The sequence below is a fragment of the Streptomyces sp. NPDC001663 genome (genome assembly GCF_042893105.1).
In the GTDB taxonomy this organism is placed as follows: Bacteria; Actinomycetota; Actinomycetes; order Streptomycetales; family Streptomycetaceae; genus Streptomyces.
Window position 1 is genome coordinate 341647 of sequence record NZ_JBIAUR010000011.1, and the last position, 19033, is coordinate 360679.

Annotated in this window: 14 protein-coding genes and 1 pseudogene; 12 read left to right on the forward strand and 3 right to left on the reverse strand. The window is 69.7% G+C overall.

Annotated elements, in window-relative coordinates; all coding sequences use genetic code 11:
* Positions 1-59: 59 nt before the first annotated feature.
* The 5 genes from ACFY1L_RS33790 to ACFY1L_RS33810 are packed head-to-tail and all read left to right on the forward strand — an operon-like array spanning position 60 to position 5765.
* Entirely contained in the window at positions 60-221 is a 162-nt protein-coding gene (locus ACFY1L_RS33790) for a hypothetical protein (RefSeq protein WP_388832771.1), read from the forward strand.
* Positions 218-2200: a beta-galactosidase gene (locus ACFY1L_RS33795; RefSeq protein ID WP_388832603.1), complete on the forward strand. Its 1983-nt coding sequence runs from the start codon at positions 218-220 to the stop codon at positions 2198-2200. The genes ACFY1L_RS33790 and ACFY1L_RS33795 overlap by 4 nt, the downstream gene beginning before the upstream one ends.
* A 14-nt stretch (positions 2201-2214) precedes the next feature.
* A complete protein-coding gene (locus ACFY1L_RS33800; RefSeq protein ID WP_388832762.1) occupies positions 2215-4404 on the forward strand; it encodes a glycoside hydrolase N-terminal domain-containing protein in 2190 nt (729 codons plus the stop codon).
* A gap of 38 nt (positions 4405-4442) precedes the next feature.
* Positions 4443-5156 (forward strand): hypothetical protein, encoded by a 714-nt coding sequence (locus ACFY1L_RS33805; protein WP_388832606.1) that lies wholly within the window; start codon positions 4443-4445, stop codon positions 5154-5156.
* A 27-nt stretch (positions 5157-5183) separates the two neighbouring features.
* Complete coding sequence (locus tag ACFY1L_RS33810; protein ID WP_388832609.1) at positions 5184-5765, forward strand: chorismate mutase; 582 nt, start codon at positions 5184-5186, stop codon at positions 5763-5765.
* Between the two features lie 74 nt (positions 5766-5839).
* Here ACFY1L_RS33810 and ACFY1L_RS33815 read toward each other — a convergent pair whose 3' ends face one another.
* Entirely contained in the window at positions 5840-7891 is a 2052-nt protein-coding gene (locus tag ACFY1L_RS33815; RefSeq protein WP_388832612.1) for a TIM-barrel domain-containing protein, read from the reverse strand.
* Between the two features lie 90 nt (positions 7892-7981).
* A complete protein-coding gene (locus tag ACFY1L_RS33820) occupies positions 7982-8998 on the reverse strand; it encodes a LacI family DNA-binding transcriptional regulator (protein WP_388832615.1) in 1017 nt (338 codons plus the stop codon).
* Between the two features lie 226 nt (positions 8999-9224).
* Here ACFY1L_RS33820 and ACFY1L_RS33825 point away from each other — a divergent pair, with 226 nt between their 5' ends.
* From ACFY1L_RS33825 to ACFY1L_RS33840, 4 genes are all read left to right on the forward strand, one after another.
* Positions 9225-10034 carry an endo-1,4-beta-glucanase gene (locus tag ACFY1L_RS33825; RefSeq protein WP_388832618.1) on the forward strand — a complete coding sequence of 270 codons (810 nt, stop codon included), beginning with the start codon at positions 9225-9227 and terminating at the stop codon, positions 10032-10034.
* Between the two features lie 112 nt (positions 10035-10146).
* Positions 10147-12090: an acyl-CoA dehydrogenase family protein gene (locus tag ACFY1L_RS33830; protein ID WP_388832621.1), complete on the forward strand. Its 1944-nt coding sequence runs from the start codon at positions 10147-10149 to the stop codon at positions 12088-12090.
* 94 nt (positions 12091-12184) lie between these two features.
* Entirely contained in the window at positions 12185-13441 is a 1257-nt protein-coding gene (dxr, locus tag ACFY1L_RS33835; RefSeq protein WP_388832624.1) for a 1-deoxy-D-xylulose-5-phosphate reductoisomerase, read from the forward strand.
* An 8-nt stretch (positions 13442-13449) separates the two neighbouring features.
* A complete protein-coding gene (locus ACFY1L_RS33840) occupies positions 13450-14742 on the forward strand; it encodes a M50 family metallopeptidase (RefSeq protein ID WP_388832765.1) in 1293 nt (430 codons plus the stop codon).
* A gap of 11 nt (positions 14743-14753) precedes the next feature.
* Here the strand turns inward: ACFY1L_RS33840 and ACFY1L_RS33845 are convergent.
* Positions 14754-15371: pseudogene (locus tag ACFY1L_RS33845) on the reverse strand (inositol monophosphatase family protein); the annotation flags it as partial.
* Here ACFY1L_RS33845 and ACFY1L_RS33850 point away from each other — a divergent pair.
* The 3 genes from ACFY1L_RS33850 to ACFY1L_RS33860 all read left to right on the forward strand — a co-directional run bounded on the left by ACFY1L_RS33850 (position 15277) and on the right by ACFY1L_RS33860 (position 18951).
* Positions 15277-15564 (forward strand): hypothetical protein, encoded by a 288-nt coding sequence (locus ACFY1L_RS33850; protein WP_388832627.1) that lies wholly within the window; start codon positions 15277-15279, stop codon positions 15562-15564. The pseudogene ACFY1L_RS33845 and the gene ACFY1L_RS33850 sit on opposite strands and share 95 nt — an antisense overlap.
* 256 nt (positions 15565-15820) lie before the next feature.
* Positions 15821-16978, forward strand: coding sequence for a flavodoxin-dependent (E)-4-hydroxy-3-methylbut-2-enyl-diphosphate synthase (ispG, locus tag ACFY1L_RS33855; protein ID WP_388832630.1), 1158 nt, complete (start codon positions 15821-15823; stop codon positions 16976-16978).
* A gap of 194 nt (positions 16979-17172) precedes the next feature.
* Positions 17173-18951 (forward strand): alpha-L-fucosidase, encoded by a 1779-nt coding sequence (locus tag ACFY1L_RS33860; RefSeq protein ID WP_351326043.1) that lies wholly within the window; start codon positions 17173-17175, stop codon positions 18949-18951.
* The last annotated feature ends 82 nt before the right edge of the window (positions 18952-19033 follow it).

Consider the following 19033-nt stretch of genomic DNA (forward strand, 5'->3'; position numbering starts at 1 on the left):
AAGCCTTGCCGGTCCCCTCTCTCGTAGAACTCCCCCTTTCGTAGAACGAGGTATGAGTCATGCACGCGTCCCGAACCGGTGTGCTCTTCCACCCCTCCGTGCGCGGGCTCGCCTACGCCCGTACCGACATCGGCGGCGCCTACCGGCGGGACGACCGGGACCCGGGCCGGGTCCTCGCCACCAACGGGCGCGGCATCCAGTACGGGGAGCTCGTCCGATGAGCATGGGCAAACGGCCGGGGCTCGCCGGCGCCACCCGCGGCCGCATCCTCTTCGGCGGCGACTACAACCCGGAGCAGTGGCCCGAGGAGACCTGGCACGAGGACGTCCGGTTGATGAAGGACGCCGGCGTCAACTCCGTCACCCTCGGCGTCTTCTCCTGGGCCAAGCTCGAACCCCGGCCGGGAGAGCGGGAGTTCGGCTGGCTCGACGCGCTGATGGACCTGATGCACGACAACGGCATCGGCGTCGTCCTCGCCACCCCGACCTCCTCGCCCCCGCCGTGGCTGGGCCGGCTGCACCCCGAGACCCTGCCCCGCGACGAGGACGGCCGCATCGAGTGGTGGGGCGGCCGGCAGCACTTCTCGCACTCCAGCGCCGTCTACCGGCACTACGCGGCCGCCATCACCGAGGACCTCGCCGCCCGTTACGGCGGCCACCCCGCCCTCACCATGTGGCACATCAACAACGAGTACTGCACCTACGACTGGGGCGACGAGGCCGCCACTCGCTTCCGCCGCTGGCTGCAGTCGAAGTACGGCACCCTCGACGCCCTCAACTCCGCCTGGGGAACGGCCTTCTGGAGCCAGGGTTACGGCGAATGGGAGGAGGTGCTGCCGCCGCGCCACGCCCACTATCTGAAGAACCCGGGGCAGGTGCTGGACTTCAAGCGGTTCACCTCCGACATGCTCCTGGAGTGCTACGTCGCCGAGCGTGACATCGTCCGCAGGCACACCCCGCATCTCCCGGTGACCACCAACTTCATGCCTCTGTGGGCCGGCCAGGACGCCTGGCGGTGGGTGGAGGAGGAGGACGTCGTCTCCGTCGACCTGTATCCCGATCCGCGGGATCCGCTCGGCGCCCAGGGCGGCGCCCTCGTCCAGGACATGACCCGTTCGCAGGCCCGCGGCCCCTGGATGCTGATGGAGCAGGCGGCGGGACCCGTCAACTGGCGCGGGGTCAACCACCCCAAGCCCCGCGGCCTCAACCGCCTCTGGTCCCTCCAGGCCGTCGCGCGAGGCGCCGACGCCGTCTGCTACTTCCAGTGGCGGCAGTCCCGGCAGGGCGCGGAGAAGTTCCACTCCGGGATGGTCAGCCATGCGGGGGAGGAGGGGCGCACGTACCAGGAGGTCAAGCAGCTCGGCGCCGAACTCGCCCGGATCGGCGGCGCGGTGACGGGCAGTCACACCGACAACGACATCGCGATCCTCCACGACTGGCACTCCTGGTGGGCCGGCGCCCACGAGGGGCGGCTCTCCACCCGGGTCGACTACCCGCAGGTCCTGACCGCCTGGCACCGCGCCCTCTGGCAGGCCAACCTCACCACGGACTTCGCCCACCCCGAACACGACCTGACCGCCTACAAGCTGGTCGTCGTCCCCCAGCTGTACGCCCTCACGGACCCGGCGATCGACAACCTCCTCGCGTACGTCCACGGCGGCGGCACTCTGGTCTGCGGCTTCCTGACCGGCATCGCCGACGAGGCCGATCGGGTGCGCCCCGGCGGCATGGACCCCCGGCTGCGCGAACTGCTCGGCATCCGCACGCTGCACGAGTGGTGGCCGCTGGATGCGGACGAGCGGGTCGAGACCGACGGCTTCCACGGGACGCTGTGGTCGGAGGAGATCGAGACGGACGGGGACGCGTCGGTCGAGGCCGCGTACAAGGGCGGCGAACTCGACGAACTGCCCGCCGTCCTGCGCAAGGGCCGTGCCTGGTACGTCTCCACGCTCCCCGAGCAGCATGCGCTGCGCACGCTCCTGGCCCGGGTCGCGGACGACGCCGGCGTCCGCCCCGTCCTCGCCGGACTGCCCGACCGGGTCGAGGCGGTGCGCCGCGGCGACCTGCTCTTCGTCCTCAACCACGGGCGCGAGTCGGTGACCGTCGAGGTACCGGGAACTCACCACGACCTGCTGACGGGGGTGACGTACGAGGGCGAGTTCACGCTCGGCCGGTACGGCGTGATGGTGTTGCGCCCATGAACGCCATGCACGCCATGAACATCGTCCACGGAACCTGGGAACCCCTCCCCGCCGCCCGCTGGGAGGACGGCTTCCTGAGTGGCAACGGCCACCACGGCGCCCTTGTGTTCGGCGATCCGAACGACGAACGGGTCGTCGTCACGCACCACACTCTCGTCCGCCCCAACGGCGGCGAGAAGGCCCGCCCGCCCCAGCTCGCCACCGAACTCCCCGCGCTCCAGGACCGGTTGCTCGCGGGCGACCTGCACGCGGCCGAGAGCTTCACCGACGGGCGTGACCTGCAATGGGTGCAGCCCTTCCATCCCGCCTTTCAGGTGCGGCTGCGCCGTCCGCGCGCCGACAGCCGCGGCTACCGCCGGTCCGTCGACTTCACCACCGGCGTCACGCAGGCGCAGTGCGAAGGGTGGAGCAGCCGGGTCTTCGTCTCGCGCGCGGACGACGTCGTCGTCCAGCGGGTCGAGGCGGCGGATCTCGTCATCGGCCTGGACCACCGGCTCCCGGGCGCGCCCGACACGCTGGTCGTCGGCCAGAGCATCGTCCGCGCCGGCGACGGAGCCCTTCTCACCCTCCGCGTCCGCCACCCCGACAGCGACCGCCGCTACACCGGCATCACCCTGGTCGTGCCGACGGGCGGCCGTACCGCGCTCGTCCCACCGGGCGCACATGTCACCGGCGCCGAATCCGTCCTCCTCCTGACCCGCGTCGTACGCCACACCGGCGAGCTGGACACGACCCCCCACACCCAGGCCCTGCGCGAACTGGCCACCGGCAGCGAGGAGTCGTACGACCGCCTCCTGGACCGCCACACCGCCCTTCACCGCACCGCCTACGAGCGCGTCACCCTCGATCTGGCCGCCGACCCCGCCGAACGCGCCCTGTCCGGCTCGGAGTTGCTCGCGCGCCGCGGCAGCCCCGCCCTCCTGGAACGCCTCTTCGCCGCCGGCCGCTACCACTTGCTGTCCGCGAGCGGCCTCTTTCCGCCCCGCCTCGTCGGCCTGTGGACCGGCGACTGGAACACGGCATGGTCGGGGGCGTTCACCAACGACGCCAACCTCAACCTCCAGACCGCCTCCGCGGCGGCCGCCGCCCTCCCCGAAGTCACGGCAGCCCACGCCGCCCTGATCCAGCGTCAGCTTTCGGACTGGGCCGAGAACGCCCACGCGGTCTTCGGCGCCCGCGGCGTCGTCGCCCCCGCCCACACCGACGGCGACTCCGGGCTGACGTACCACTTCAGCCGCGAATACCCGCTACACCTGTGGACAGCGGGCGCCGACTGGCTGCTCAAGCCCCTCGTCGACCACGACGAGACCGACGGCAACCGCGACCCGCGCACCGCCCACGCGCTCGCCCAAGTCGCCCTGTTCTACGAGGACTTCCTCACCCGGACCGACGAGGACGGCCGACTGGTCGTCGTCCCGTCCTACTCGCCCGAGAACCGCCCCGCCAATGCCAGTTGGGGAGCGATCAACGCGGCCATGGACCTCTCGGCCGCCCGACACGCCCTGCTGACCGCCGCCGACTACCACCCGGGACCCGACGCGGACCGCTGGCGCGCCCTCGCCGACCGGCTGCCCCCGCACCGGATCAACGCCGACGGCGCGCTCGCCGAATGGGCCCGGCCCGGACTCGACGACACCTACGACCACCGTCACCTCAGCCACCTCTACGGCGTCTGGCCGCTCGACGAGATCAATCCGTACGACACCCCGGACCTCGCGGCGGCCGCCCACCGCGCCCTCGAACTCCGCGGCGCCGAGAACGACTCGGCCCACGGCCATCTGCACCACGCCCTGGTCGCCGCCCGGCTGCGCGACGGCGAACGGGTCGCGCACGCCCTCGGGCAGGTCCTCAAGGGCGACTTCTTCCACAACTCCCTGATGAGCGCGCACTACCCGAACCGCGACGTCTACAACGCCGACGCCGCGCACACCCTCCCCGCCGTGCTGATCGAGATGCTCGTGCAGTCGACCCCGGACCGCCTGGTCCTGCTGCCCGCGCTCCCGACGGCGTACCCGAAGGGCCGACTCCTCGGCATCCGCACCCGGTTCGGGGCGGAGCTCGACCTGGCCTGGAGCCCGCAAGCAGCGACCGCGGTGCTGCGCCCCACCCGCAGCCACCGCGTCGAACTCAGGACTTCCTCCGGCACCCGACCGCTCGACCTGGTCGCCGGAGAAGACCACGTCCTCGCCCTGGGGGCGTGGTAACCACCCCCGCAACTCCCCCCACCCATGGAAGGGACACCATGGCAAAGAGCACTCTGCGCAAGGTCACCATGGCCGTGCTGGCCCCGGCGATGGCGATAGGCGCCACCGTCGGCCTCGCCTCCGCCCCCGCGTCGGCCGCCGTCTGGAACTCCTGCGAGCAGTACGGCAACACGACCCTGAACGGCTACACGCTCTACAACAACATCTGGGGCTCCGGCGCCGGCAGCCAGTGCATCTGGGCCAACTCCGGCACCAACTGGGGTGTCTGGGCCAACCACCCCAACACCGGCGGCATCAAGTCCTACCCCAACGCCAAGAAGGTGATCAACAAGTCGATCACCTCGCTCGGTTCGCTCTCCAGCAGCTACAACGTCACGGTCCCGTCGTCCGGCGCGTACAACACGTCGTACGACATCTGGGACACCGGCTACAAGTACGAGATCATGCTCTGGGTCAACAAGACCGGAGCCGTCGGCCCGCTCGGCACCTCGCAGGGCAACGTCACGCTGGGCGGTCACACCTGGACCGTCTACAAGGGCAACAACGGCTCCAACGACGTGTTCTCGTTCGTCCGCACCTCCAACTCGACGTCCGGCACGGTCAACGTCCTGCCGATCCTGAAGTGGATCAAGGACACCAAGGGCTGGTTCGGCAACGTGACCATCGGGGACCTGCAGTTCGGCTTCGAGATCACGTCCTCGTCCGGCGGCCTGGACTTCGCCGTCAACAGCGAGAGCGTCAGCAGCAGTTGAGCAGTCGGGGTGGGGTTTCATGGACCCATGCATAACCTCACCCCCCTCCGCACCACCGTGCTCGCCGCCGCCGCGGTGCTCGCCATACCGGGCACCGCGGCGGCGGCCCCCGCCTCGCCGACTCCCGTATCCCCGCTGCGGCCGGTCGCCTCGCTCGCCGCCGAGCGCCTCGCCACCGCCGATCTCGTGGCCGCCGCCAAGTGGGGCACCGACAGCCCCATCGACGACCCGGCTCGCGAACAGCAGGTCCTCGACAACGTCGCCGCACAGGCCCGGCAGATCGGCGCCGACCCCGACGAGGTCCGCCGGATCTTCCGCGACCAGATCGAGGCCAACAAGGTCGTCCAGCGCGGCCTCTACGCCGAGTGGACCGCCCACCCGGACCAGGCCCCGACCACCAGGCCCGACCTGAACGTCGTCCGCCAGACCATCAACCGCATCAACACGGACCTGGTCCAGTCCCTGGCCGACACCACCCCGCAGCGCACGACCCCGGCTTGCCGCCCAGAACTCGCCCTTGCCGTCGTGGAGGTCCACCACGAGAAACACCCGGACCTGCTCCACACCGGCGCGCTGGTCCGCTCCCTGATCTCGGTCTGCCGTAACTGACCTATTTCATAAGGGAGTTACGAGAGTGCGGCCGGTCCGTCTCGTGGCGGGACCGGCCGCACTCTCCGGCCCGGTCACTCCCCTACAGGCAACCGCGCCCCGTCCCGCAGGAACAGCGGGATGCGGTCCAGCGGGGCGTCGACCGTCACGGTCGCACCGCCCTCGTACTCCTCCCCGGTCCACGCGTCCGTCCAGGTCGCGCCCGCCGGGAGATACGTCGTCCAGGTCGTCGCACCCGCCTCGAGAACCGGCGCGACCAGCAGGTCCCGGCCGAAGAGGTAGGCGTCGTCGACCGACCACGTCGCCGGGTCCTCCGGGAACTCCAGGAACAGCGGCCGCATGGGCGGCAGGCCCTCCTCGTGCGCCTCCCGCATGACGTCCAGGACGTACGGCTTCAGGCGCTCGCGCAGCCGCAGGTACCGCTCCAGGATCGCGCCGGCCTCCTCGCCGTACGACCACACCTCGTTCGGGCCGCCGGTCATCTCCGGGCCCAGCGGCATGCCCGGGTCGCGGAAGCCGTGCAGGCGCATCAGCGGGGACAGCGCGCCGAACTGGAACCAGCGGACCATCACCTCCTGGTACGCAGGGGAGTCCGGGTCGCCGCCGTGGAAGCCGCCGATGTCCGTGTTCCACCAAGGGATGCCCGACAGCGCGGTGTTGAGGCCTGCCGCGATCTGGCGGCGCAGGGTCGGGAAGTCGGTGCCGATGTCGCCGGACCACAGGGCGGCGCCGTAACGCTGACTGCCCGCCCAGGCCGAGCGGTTGAGCGTCACCACCTCGGTCTCGCCGGAGGCGTGCAGGCCCTCGTAGAAGGTGCGGGAGTTCTCGGCCGGGTAGATGTTGCCGACCTCCAGGCCCGGGCCCGTCCAGTAGCGCAGGTTCTCCTGGAAGCCGGGCTTCAGCTCCGGCTCGCAGGCGTCCAGCCAGAAGGCCGTGATGCCGTACGGGACAAGGTAGTTGTCGCGCACCTTCGACCACACGAAGTCACGGGCGTCCGGGTTCGTCGCGTCGTAGAAGGCCACCTGGACCGTCGACGCGACCTCCTTGTCCGGCCAGTCCGCGTGCGCCATGGGGCCGTACTGCGTCCCGATGAAGTAGCCGCGCTGCTCCATCACCGGGTGGTTCTCGCTCAGCGGCGACACCGACGGCCAGACGCTGACCACCAACTTGATGCCCAGCTCGTCCAGTTCACGGACCATCGCCGCCGGGTCCGGCCACTCGGCCGGGTCGAACTTCCACTCGCCGAGATGCGTCCAGTGGAAGAAGTCGCACACGATCGCCGAGATCGGCAGGCCCCGGCGCTTGTACTCCCTTGCCACGGCCATGAGTTCGTCCTGCGTGCGGTAGCGCAGCTTGCACTGCCAGAAGCCGGCCGCCCACTCCGGCAGCATCGGCGTGCGGCCCGTCACCGCGCTGTAGCGGCGCTGCCCGTCGGCCGGGGTGCCCGCGGTGATCCAGTAGTCGATCTGCCGGGCCGAGTCGGCGACCCAGCGCGTGCCGTTGCCGGCCAGCTCCACACGGCCGATCGCCGGGTTGTTCCACAGCAGCGTGTAGCCGCGGCTGGAGGAGAGCACCGGGATGCCGACCTCGGCGTTGCGCTGCACCAGGTCCAGGACCAGGCCCTTCTGGTCGAAGCGGCCGTGCTGGTGCTGACCGAGGCCGTACAGCTTCTCGTCGTCGTAGGCGGCGAAACGCTGCTCGAGACGGTGGTGGCCGTTCCCGACGGCCGTGTACAACCGTGACCCCGGCCACCAGAAGTGGGCGCGGTCCTCGGCCAGGAGCTCCGTGGAGTCGTCGGTGCGCAGAAAGCGGATCAGGCCCTCGGCGTCGACCTCGACGGTCAGCGCGCCGACGGTCAACTGCCCTTCCCCGTCAACGATCTTGACACTGCTCTCGGTGGCCGGCGCCTCGTCGAGCAGGGCACCCGGCAGGCCCTCCAGGATCGGGCCGCCGAGCCGGGCGCGGACCCGGACCGCGTCCGGACCCCACGGCTCGATGCGCAGGGTCTCCTGGCGGCCGCTCCACTCCAGCGCGCCGTCGCGCTCGCGGAAGGTGCCGACGGTGGGCGACGACTGCGCGAGGCTGACCGTGCCGTGACTGGGCTGGTTTTCGGCAGGCTGGTTCACGAGGGGTGCTCCCGAAAGGACATGAGGGTGCCCACAGGGGCACCGGAAGTGGGGTCAGGAGGTGCGTCGGCAGGTGTTTCGGGCGGTGGGTCAGGAGGTGCTGGAGGGCGCCGGTCCCGTGCTCGCCCGTACCGTCAACTCCGGTGCGATCAGCACGACTTCCTCCTCGCCGCGACCGTCGAGCTTGGCGACCAGACGCTCCACGGCGTGCCGGCCCATCTCCTGCGCGGGGATGGCGACGGACGTCAGCCGCACCGAGGCCTGGACGGCCACCTGGTCCGGGCAGATCCCCACCACGGACACGTCCTCGGGCACGGCACGGCCCTGCTGGCGCAGCAGGGCGAGCAGCGGCTCGACCGCCGACTCGTTCTGCACGACGAACCCGGTGGTGCCCGGCCGCTCGTCGAGGATGCGGGCGAGGGTGACGGCCATCGCGTCGTAGCCGCCCTCGCACGGCCGGTGCAGTACCCGGATGCCCAACTCCCGGGCCCGGGAACGGAGTCCGTCGAGGGTGCGCTCGGCGAAGCCGGTGTGCCGCTCGTAGACCGCGGGGGCCTCGCCGATGACAGCGATGTCGCGGTGGCCGAGCATCGCCAGATGCTCCACGCACAGCGCGCCCGTCGCCTTGAAGTCGAGGTCGACACAGGTCAGTCCGGAGGTGTCGGCGGGCAGTCCGATCAGCACCGACGGCTGGTCGGTGCCGCGCAGCAACGGCAGCCGCTCGTCGTCGAGTTCGACGTCCATCAGGATCATCGCGTCGGCGAGCCCGCTGCCGGTGACCCGCCGCACGGCGTCGGGGCCCTCCTCGCCGGTCAGCAGCAGCACGTCGTACCCGTGCGTCCGGGCCGTCGTGGCGACCGCGATGGCGATCTCCATCATCACCGGCACATACATGTCGGTGCGCAGCGGGACCATCAGCGCGATGATGTTCGACTTGCTGCTGGCCAGGGCCCGGGCGCCCGCGTTCGGGTGATAGCCCAGCTCGCGGATGCTCTGCTCGACCCGCAGCCGGGTGGTCGTGGAGATGGACCGCTTGCCGCTGAGGACATAGCTCACCGTGCTCGCCGAGACTCCGGCGTGCTGGGCGACCTCGGCGAGGGTGACCATCCAGCTCTCCAAGCGGTGTGAAGCGCTTCGACAGTGCGCATTGCGTACAGGGGCGGGTGTGAGGGTGGTTCGACACTAGCTCTGGCGGGCTTGGGTGTCCATAGGTTGTCGAAGCGCTTCGACAGCTTTCTTTTCCGACGTGTCGTTTCTGGGAGCGCGGCAACCTGCCCGGCCCTCGGCGGCCACTGACCGGGCGTACCCGAACCGTCCCCCGGAAGGACCCCCGATGCAACACCGCAGACCGCGCCTGTCCAAGAAGAGGAAGACCCTCCTCGCCTCCGCGGTCGCCCTCGCGGCCGCCGCCGGTGTCACCGTCGCGCAGGCCGGCGAGACGGACAAGAAGTGCACGGCCTTCGACACGATCACGCTCGGCAAGTACTACGTCAACAACAACCTCTGGGGTCAGGACAAGGCCATCGGCAGCCAGTGCGCCTGGGACAACTCCCTGTCCGGCTCGACGGTCTCCTGGGGCACGAACTACTCCTGGGCCAACAACAGCAAGGGCACCGACGCGGACGTGAAGTCGTACGCGAGCACGGTCCTCGGCTGGCACTGGGGCTGGAAGGTCGACAAGGCGACGACCGGACTGCCGATCAAGGTCGGCGACCGCAAGAAGGTCACGACTACCTGGGACTTCTCGCTGCCGTCCAACCCCGGCACCATGAACGTCTCGTACGACCTGTGGCTGCACGCCAAGAACAACGCGGACTGGCAGGACCAGCCCACCGACGAGATCATGATCTGGCTCAACCGCCAGGGCGGCGCGGGCCCCCTCGGCACCAAGTACGGCAGCGTCAGCCTCGGCGGCTCGATGTGGGACATCTACCAGGGCGACATCGGCTGGAACGTCTACTCCTTCGTCCGCCGCACCAACACCACCAGGGCCACGCTCGACCTGGACGACTTCACCCAGGCACTCGTACGGCGCAAGCTCCTCGGAAACGACAAATACGTCTCCGGCATCGAGTCCGGCACCGAGGTCTTCAAGGGCACAGGGCGTCTGGACACCAGGTCGTACTCCGTCAACATCGGCTGAACGGCTGCGCGAAGGGTGGTGGGGGCGCCCGGGATCGGGTACATACGATCGGGTAGCACCCGTCGGTAACCAATTACGGTCCAAGATCCCGATTCGCGGCGAGGTGAGCCTCATGTCCGCCAGCCCCACCGACTCTGCTGGACGCCCTACCGTCTCCGAACGTGAGGCCCGCCAGGTGGCCGAGGCGGCCCGGGAACAGGAATGGCGCAAGCCCAGCTTCGCCAAGGAACTGTTCCTCGGCCGCTTCCGCCTCGACCTGGTCCACCCGCACCCCACCCCGCCCACCGAGGACGTCGAGCGCGGCGAGGAGTTCCTCGCCAAGCTCCGCGACTTCTGCGAGACCAAGGTCGACGGCGCCCTCATCGAGCGCGAGGCCCGCATCCCCGACGAGGTCATCAACGGCCTCAAGGAGATCGGCGCCCTCGGCATGAAGATCGACACCAAGTACGGCGGCCTCGGCCTGACCCAGGTGTACTACAACAAGGCGCTCGCGCTGGCGGGCTCGGCCTGCCCGGCGATCGGCGTGCTGCTGTCGGCGCACCAGTCGATCGGCGTACCGCAGCCGCTGAAGCTGTTCGGCACACAGGAGCAGAAGGAGCAGTTCCTGCCCCGGTGCGCCCGCACCGACATCAGCGCCTTCCTGCTCACCGAGCCGGACGTCGGCTCCGACCCGGCCCGGCTGGCGACCAGCGCAGTGCCCGACGGGGACGACTACGTCCTCGACGGGGTCAAGCTGTGGACCACCAACGGCGTCGTCGCCGACCTGCTCGTCGTGATGGCCCGCGTGCCCAAGAGCGAGGGCCACAAGGGGGGCATCACCGCCTTCGTCGTCGAGACCAACTCGCCCGGCATCACCGTCGAGAACCGCAACGCCTTCATGGGCCTGCGCGGCATCGAGAACGGCGTCACCCGCTTCCACCAGGTCCGGGTCCCGGCGGCGAACCGCATCGGTCCGGAGGGCGCGGGCCTGAAGATCGCGCTCACCACGTTGAACACCGGCCGGCTGTCCCTCCCCGCCTCCTGCGTGGCCGCCGGCAAGTGGTGCCTGAAGATCGCCCGCGAGTGGTCGGCCGCGCGCGAGCAGTGGGGCAAGCCGATCGCCCACCACGAGGCGGTCGGCCAGAAGATCTCCTTCATCGCGGCGACGACCTTCGCCCTGGAGGCCGTACTCGACCTGTCCTCGCAGATGGCGGACGAGAACCGCAACGACATCCGCATCGAGGGCGCCCTGGCCAAGCTCTACGCCTCCGAGATGGGCTGGCTGATCGCCGACGAACTCGTCCAGATCCGCGGCGGCCGCGGCTTCGAGACGGCGGCCTCGCTGGCCGCCCGCGGAGAGCGCGCCGTCCCCGCCGAACAGGTCCTGCGCGACCTGCGCATCAACCGCATCTTCGAGGGCTCGACGGAGATCATGCACCTCCTCATCGCCCGCGAGGCGGTCGACGCCCACCTGACCGTGGCCGGCGACCTCATCGACCCCGAGAAGTCCCTGCAGGACAAGGCGAAGGCGGGCGCGAACGCCGGCGTCTTCTACGCCAAGTGGCTCCCGAAGCTCGTCGCCGGACCGGGACAACTCCCGGTCTCCTACGGCGAGTTCAAGCACGAGGTCGACCTCTCGCCGCACCTGCGCTACGTCGAACGGCACGCCCGCAAGCTGGCCCGCTCCACCTTCTACGCCATGTCCCGCTGGCAGGGAAAGATGGAGACCAAGCAGGGCTTCCTCGGCCGCATCGTCGACATCGGCGCGGAGCTCTTCGCGATGAGCGCGGCCTGTGTACGCGCCGAACTCCTGCGCAGCCAGGGCAACCACGGCCGCGAGGCCTACCAGCTGGCAGGCGTCTTCTGCCGCCAGTCCCGCATCCGCGTCGAGGAACTCTTCAACCGCCTGTGGACCAACACCGACGACCTCGACCGCAAGCTGGTCAAGGGCGTCATGTCCGGCACGTACGAATGGCTGGAGGAGGGCATCGTCGACCCGTCGGGCGAGGGGCCGTGGATCGCGGACGCGACTCCCGGAGCCTCGGAGAAGAAGAACATGCACCGGCCGATCCGCTGACCGACGAAGGACAGCGCGTCCCGCTCGGCCCCCGTGTGGGGGATGAGGGGGACGCGCTGTCCTCACACACCGTCCTTACGGCCACAATGGAGGAATGAGCGACAGTCCAGCCCCACTCGCCGACCCCCACCTGGTCTACGACCCAGTGGCGGGCAGCGGCCCGAAGGACGTGGTGATCCTCGGCTCCACCGGGTCGATCGGCACCCAGGCCATCGACCTCGTACTGCGCAATCCCGACCGGTTCCGGGTCACCGGGCTCTCCGCCAACGGCGGCCGGGTCGCACTCCTCGCCGAGCAGGCGTTCCGGCTGCGGGTGCGGACCGTCGCGGTGGCCCGCGAGGACGTCGTGCCGGCGCTGCGGGAGGCCCTGCAGGCCCAGTACGGCACGGGCGAGCCGCTCCCCGAGATCCTCGCCGGGCCCGAGGCGGCCACGCAGCTCGCCGCCTCCGACTGCCACACCGTCCTGAACGGCATCACCGGCTCCATCGGCCTCGCCCCGACCCTCGCCGCCCTGGAGGCGGGCCGCACCCTCGCGCTCGCCAACAAGGAGTCGCTCATCGTCGGCGGCCCGCTGGTCAAGGCGCTCGCCAAGCCGGGGCAGATCATTCCGGTCGACTCGGAGCACGCGGCGCTCTTCCAGGCGCTCGCGGCCGGCACGCGCGCCGACGTACGCAAGCTGGTCGTGACGGCCTCCGGCGGCCCCTTCCGCGGCCGTACGAAGGAACAGCTGGCGAATGTGACGGTCGAGGACGCTCTCGCGCACCCCACCTGGGCCATGGGCCCGGTGATCACGATCAACTCCGCGACCCTAGTCAACAAGGGCCTGGAGGTCATCGAGGCACACCTTCTCTACGACATTCCCTTCAGTCGCATTGAGGTGGTCGTGCATCCCCAGTCGTATGTCCACTCGATGATTGAGTTCACGGACGGATCGACCATCGCCCAGGCGACGCCCCCCGACATGCGCGGGCCGATCGCCATCGGCCTCGGCTGGCCGGAGCGCATCCCCGACGCGGCACCGGCCTTCGACTGGAGCAAGGCGTCGACCTGGGAGTTCTTCCCGCTCGACAATGACGCGTTCCCGTCGGTCAACCTGGCCCGGCACGTGGGCGAGCTCGCGGGCACCGCCCCGGCGGTGTTCAATGCGGCCAACGAGGAGTGCGTGGAGGCGTTCCGCGGCGGCGCACTGCCGTTCAACGGGATCATGGAGACGGTGACCAGGGTGGTGCAGGAGCACGGCACGCCGGTCACGGGAACTTCACTCACCGTGTCGGACGTCCTCGAAGCGGAGAGCTGGGCGCGCAGGCGTGCCCGGGAACTGGCGGCACAGACGGCGGAGGCCCGTGCATGACGACCCTGATGTTCATCCTCGGCATAGTGGTCTTCGCGTTCGGCCTGCTCGTCTCGATCGCGTGGCACGAGCTGGGGCACCTGTCGACGGCCAAGCTCTTCGGCATCCGCGTACCGCAGTACATGGTCGGCTTCGGCCCGACCATCTGGTCGCGCAAGAAGGGTGACACCGAGTACGGGCTCAAGGCCGTCCCGTTCGGCGGTTACATCCGCATGATCGGCATGTTCCCGCCGGGCCCGGACGGCCGCCTCGAAGCCCGGTCCACCTCGCCCTGGCGCGGCATGATCGAGGACGCCCGCTCGGCGGCCTTCGAGGAGCTCAGGCCCGGTGACGAGACCCGCCTCTTCTACACGCGCAAGCCGTGGAAGCGGGTCATCGTGATGTTCGCGGGCCCGTTCATGAACCTGATCCTCGCGATCGGGCTGTTCCTGACCGTCCTGATGGGCTTCGGCATCCAGCAGCAGACCAACACCGTCGCCTCCGTCTCCCCGTGCGTCATCGCACAGAGCGAGAACCGCGACACCTGCAAGAAGTCCGACCCCGCCTCCCCGGCCGCGGCCGCGGGTCTGAAGCAGGGCGACAAGATCGTCTCCTTCAACGGCGTCAAGACGGACGACTGGAACACCCTCTCCGACCTGATCCGCGTCAGCGCCGGCAAGGAGGTCGCGATCATCGTCGACCGCAAGGGCCAGGAGCTGACCCTGCACGCGAAGATCGCCACCAACCAGGTCGCGAAGAAGGACTCCAGCGGGACCTACGTCCAGGGCCAGTACGTCAAGGCCGGCTTCCTCGGCTTCAGCGCGGCCACCGGCGTCGTCAAACAGGACTTCGGGGACTCCGTCACCTGGATGACCGACCGGGTGGGCGACGCCGTCGACTCCATCGCCGACCTGCCCTCCAAGATCCCCGCCCTGTGGGACGCGGCCTTCGGCGACGGCCCGCGCGAGCCGGACTCCCCGATGGGCATCGTCGGCGCGGCCCGGGTCGGCGGCGAGATCGCCACCCTCGACATCCCGGCCTCACAGCAGCTCGCCATGTTCGTCATGCTGCTCGCGGGCTTCAACCTCTCCCTGTTCCTGTTCAACATGCTCCCGCTGCTGCCGCTGGACGGCGGCCATATCGCGGGCGCGCTGTGGGAGTCCCTGCGCCGGAACGTGGCACGCGTGCTGCGCAGGCCGGACCCGGGTCCGTTCGACGTGGCGAAGCTGATGCCGGTGGCCTATGTGGTGGCGGGCATCTTCGTCTGCTTCACGCTGCTCGTGCTCGTGGCGGACGTCGTCAACCCGGTGAAGATCAGCTAGGGCCGAGTACTTCACTTTCGGGTGACGATCTGCAGGAGCCGCTGCTGGAGGCCGCGTCTGGCGAACAGTGCGGCTCCTGTGTCGGTCCGTTGCCCGCCCGTGAGGTCGCCGAACGTGCCGCCCGCCTCCTGGACGATCGGCACCAGCGCGGCGACGTCCCAGGCACCGGCGCCCAGCAGCAGGAAGGCGTCCAGCTGCCCGGTCGCGACGAGGAGAGCACCGTGGCAGGTGCCGGAGCCCGAGGACGGCTTGCGGACGGGCTGCTCCGCGGGGCTCGACCAGTCGAGCACCGGCCGGGTCCCAGCGGTGTGAGCCGCCAGCGCGGCGGCCACGGCCCGCTCCGGTTCGCTCAGCCTGGCCGGAGGCGGCCAGATGCCGATGACTGTCTCGCGTACGTCGCCGCCGTCGGGGATCGTCAGCCGGCTCGGCGGTGACCACGGAGGCGGAGCGGAAGGGCAGGCCCCCGACCAGGCGCCGGATCCCGGCACCGCCCACCAACGCCGGCCGAGCGCGGGCGCCGAGACCATGCCCAGCGTGACCTCGCCGCCTTCTTCGAGGGCGATCAGCGTGCTCCACTCCGGTTCCCCGGCGACGAAAGCGGCGGTTCCGTCGATGCCGTCGACGATCCATCGGCGGCTCGCGTACTTGGGCGGCCCGCCGGGCTCCTCGCCGTACTCCTCCCCCGAGAAATGCGTCGTACGGGTGCCGCTGCCGGATCAACTCGCGCAGTACGCCCTCGATTTCCCGGTCGGCCTCGGTGACGGGGCTACCGTCGCCCTTGGCCCGCACTGCGAGCCCGCCGGTGTGCGCGAGATGCCGTAGCGCGATGGCGTCGGCCGTGTCCGCCAGGCGATGCGCCAACGCCAGATCTCCGTGACGGTCACCCGTGATGGTCATCACAACACGAGAGCATGACCCGCCGATCGAGGTCCATGCCTGGTCGGCGGTCGTGCCCCGCCATCGGGTGGACGTCCACCACGCCATGTGCCTCCGTTCATGTCCGTGCCGTAATCTCGAAGCTCGGAGCCCGCTGATTACGGGACCGGACCTTGATCCACGACTTGGGGTTGCACAGCAGATGACTGCGATTTCTCTCGGCATGCCGTCCGTTCCGACCAGGGTTGCCGAGCGTCGGCACAGCCGGCAGATCCAGGTCGGGACCGTGGCCGTCGGCGGGGACGCCCCCGTGTCGGTGCAGTCTATGACCACGACCCGTACGTCGGACATCGGCGCGACGCTCCAGCAGATCGCCGAACTGACGGCCTCCGGTTGCCAGATCGTGCGGGTGGCCTGCCCCACGCAGGACGACGCGGACGCGCTCGCCACCATCGCGAAGAAGTCGCAGATCCCGGTCATCGCCGACATCCACTTCCAGCCCAAGTACGTCTTCGCGGCCATCGAGGCCGGCTGCGCCGCGGTCCGCGTCAACCCCGGCAACATCAAGCAGTTCGACGACAAGGTCAAGGAGATCGCGCGGGCCGCCAAGGACCACGGCACCCCGATCCGCATCGGCGTCAACGCCGGTTCCCTGGACCGGCGCCTGCTGCAGAAGTACGGCAAGGCGACCCCGGAGGCCCTCGTCGAGAGCGCCCTGTGGGAGGCGTCCCTCTTCGAGGAGCACGACTTCCGGGACATCAAGATCTCCGTCAAGCACAACGACCCGGTCGTCATGATCGAGGCCTACAAGCAGCTCGCCGCCCAGTGCGACTACCCGCTGCACCTCGGTGTCACGGAGGCGGGCCCGGCGTTCCAGGGCACCATCAAGTCGGCGGTTGCCTTCGGTGCCCTCCTCTCCCAGGGCATCGGCGACACGATCCGCGTCTCCCTCTCGGCCCCGCCGGTCGAGGAGGTCAAGGTCGGCAACCAGATCCTGGAGTCCCTGAACCTCAAGCAGCGCGGTCTGGAGATCGTCTCCTGCCCGTCCTGCGGCCGTGCCCAGGTCGACGTCTACAAGCTGGCCGAGGAGGTCACCGCGGGTCTGACCGGCATGGAGGTCCCGCTGCGCGTGGCCGTCATGGGCTGTGTCGTCAACGGCCCGGGCGAGGCCCGCGAGGCCGACCTCGGCGTCGCCTCCGGCAACGGCAAGGGCCAGATCTTCGTCAAGGGCGAGGTCATCAAGACCGTCCCCGAGTCCAAGATCGTGGAGACCCTCATCGAGGAGGCCATGAAGCTGGCCGAGCAGATGGAGGCGGACGGTGTCGCCTCCGGCGAGCCCGAGGTGTCCGTCGCCGGCTGACGCCCGCGCGCTCCCCGACCCTTCCGCTACGCCCCGTCACATCCCTTGTGGCGGGGCGTAAGTGTTGTTTCCAGTTCTGCTACCAGTTCCCTTGACAGCTCCGATGTATGGCGGGAAGTTGTGGGCCGTACCGGCTCAACTGCCTCCGTGATGCGCACATGCCCGCCTATACGTCGGATGACCAAGGTGACCGTATGAGACGCCGCAAGCTGCTCGTCCTCTGGATCGCCCTTCTCGCCCTGCTGTGCACGGCCCCCGCGGCCAACGCGGGCGCCGAGGCCAAGGCCGCCGAACCGCCCCCGCCCCGCCAGACCATGCTGCGCAACGCCACCGCCGGACTCTTCCTGCACTGGGGCATGTTCACCGCCCCCAAGCACTACGACTGCGCGTCCTGGGAGCAGGCCGTCACCGACGGCGGCTGGAGTCCCGAGTACTGGGTGGACGAGGCCCGCAAGATCCGCGCGAGCTACATCGTGCTCGCCACCTTCCACTCCCGCCTCGGCTACGCCCGCCCCTGGCCCTCGCAGATCCCCGGCTCCTGCTCGACGAAGCGCGACATCCTCGGCGAACTGATCAAGGCGGCCGACGCCAAGGGCCTCAAGGTCGTCCTCTACATGACCGACGACCCGAAGTGGCACGACGAGCAGGGCATCGAGACCCTCGACTCGGCCGCCTACTCCGCCTACAAGGGCCACGACGTCGACCTCACCACCCGCGAGGGCTTCGGCGAGTTCAGCTACGACAACTTCTTCGAAGTGATGCGCAACTACCCGAAGCTGTCCGGCTTCTGGATCGACAACGACAACGAGTACTGGGAGCAGCACCAGCTCTACGAGCAGATACGGCAGCTGCGCCCCGCCATGACGCTGAGCAACAACAACGAGGACACCCCGATCATGGACATGGTGTCCCACGAGCAGAAGACCGGCATGACCCCGCCGTACGACCAGCCGTCGGCGATCTGGACGCCCATGCCGCGCCTGACCGAGTCCTGCTACAAGGTCCCGGACACGGGCAGTTGGTGGTACGACGGCCAGGACCGCCCGGTCTCCACCGGCCTCAACGTCGACCGCTACATCGCCAACGCGGGCAACTCCATCAAGTCCCTCATGGACTTCACCGCCATGGTGAACGGCCGGTTCCCGCCGCAGCAGGAGAAGTTCATCGACCTCATGAAGGACTACCTCCCGCCCATCTGGGAGTCCCTGCACGGCGTCGACGGCGGCGGCTTCATGTACGGCGGCATGCAGCCGGGCAGTTGGAACGACGGCTCGTACGGCTATGTCACCGTCAGCCGCGCCGACCGCCGGACACAGTACGTCCACGTCACCACCAAGCCGGCCACCGGCGACCAGGTGCGCATCCGTGACAACGGCTACCGCGTCGAGCGGATCACCGACCTGCGCACCGGCAAGCGCCTCCACTTCGACCAGCGCGACGGCACCCTCACGATCAAGGGGATCGGCGACTGGGACCCGTACGACACCGTCTTCAAGGTGCGCACGGCCGCGCACCGCGAGGGCGTCTACCCCACCCGCACGGTCCGTGCGAGCGAACCCGCCCTGGCCGACGGCGACTTCACGACGTACACCGACAACAGCGGTGTGCTGCCGGTGAGTTACACCCTCGACCTGGGGCACGTCCGCAAGGTCGGCTTCCTCGGGATCAACCAGCGCGAGTGGTCGCCTACGTACAACAGGGAGACCTTCGGCAGGAAGGAGGACTCCGCGCGGATCAAGGACTGCACGGTGTCCGTGAGTGACGACAGTGCGACTTGGCGTGACGTCAAGGCCGGTGTGCTCGAAAGCGCCCGCGGGGTGCGGCTCGTGGACCTCGGCGACGGCCTGCGCACCCGCTACATCCGGCTGGACGTACAGACCACCTGGGCCGCCGCAACCGTCCCCGCTTTCTACCGCCAACTGCGGATCGACGAGGTGGAGGTCGGCCACGGTCACCCCGTGGGCCACGGCTGACGCCGGTGTCCCGTCGCGCCGTCCCATCGGGCGGCGCGGCACAAATTCGGCAGGTACAGTGCGGAGATCAGCAGAACCCTCA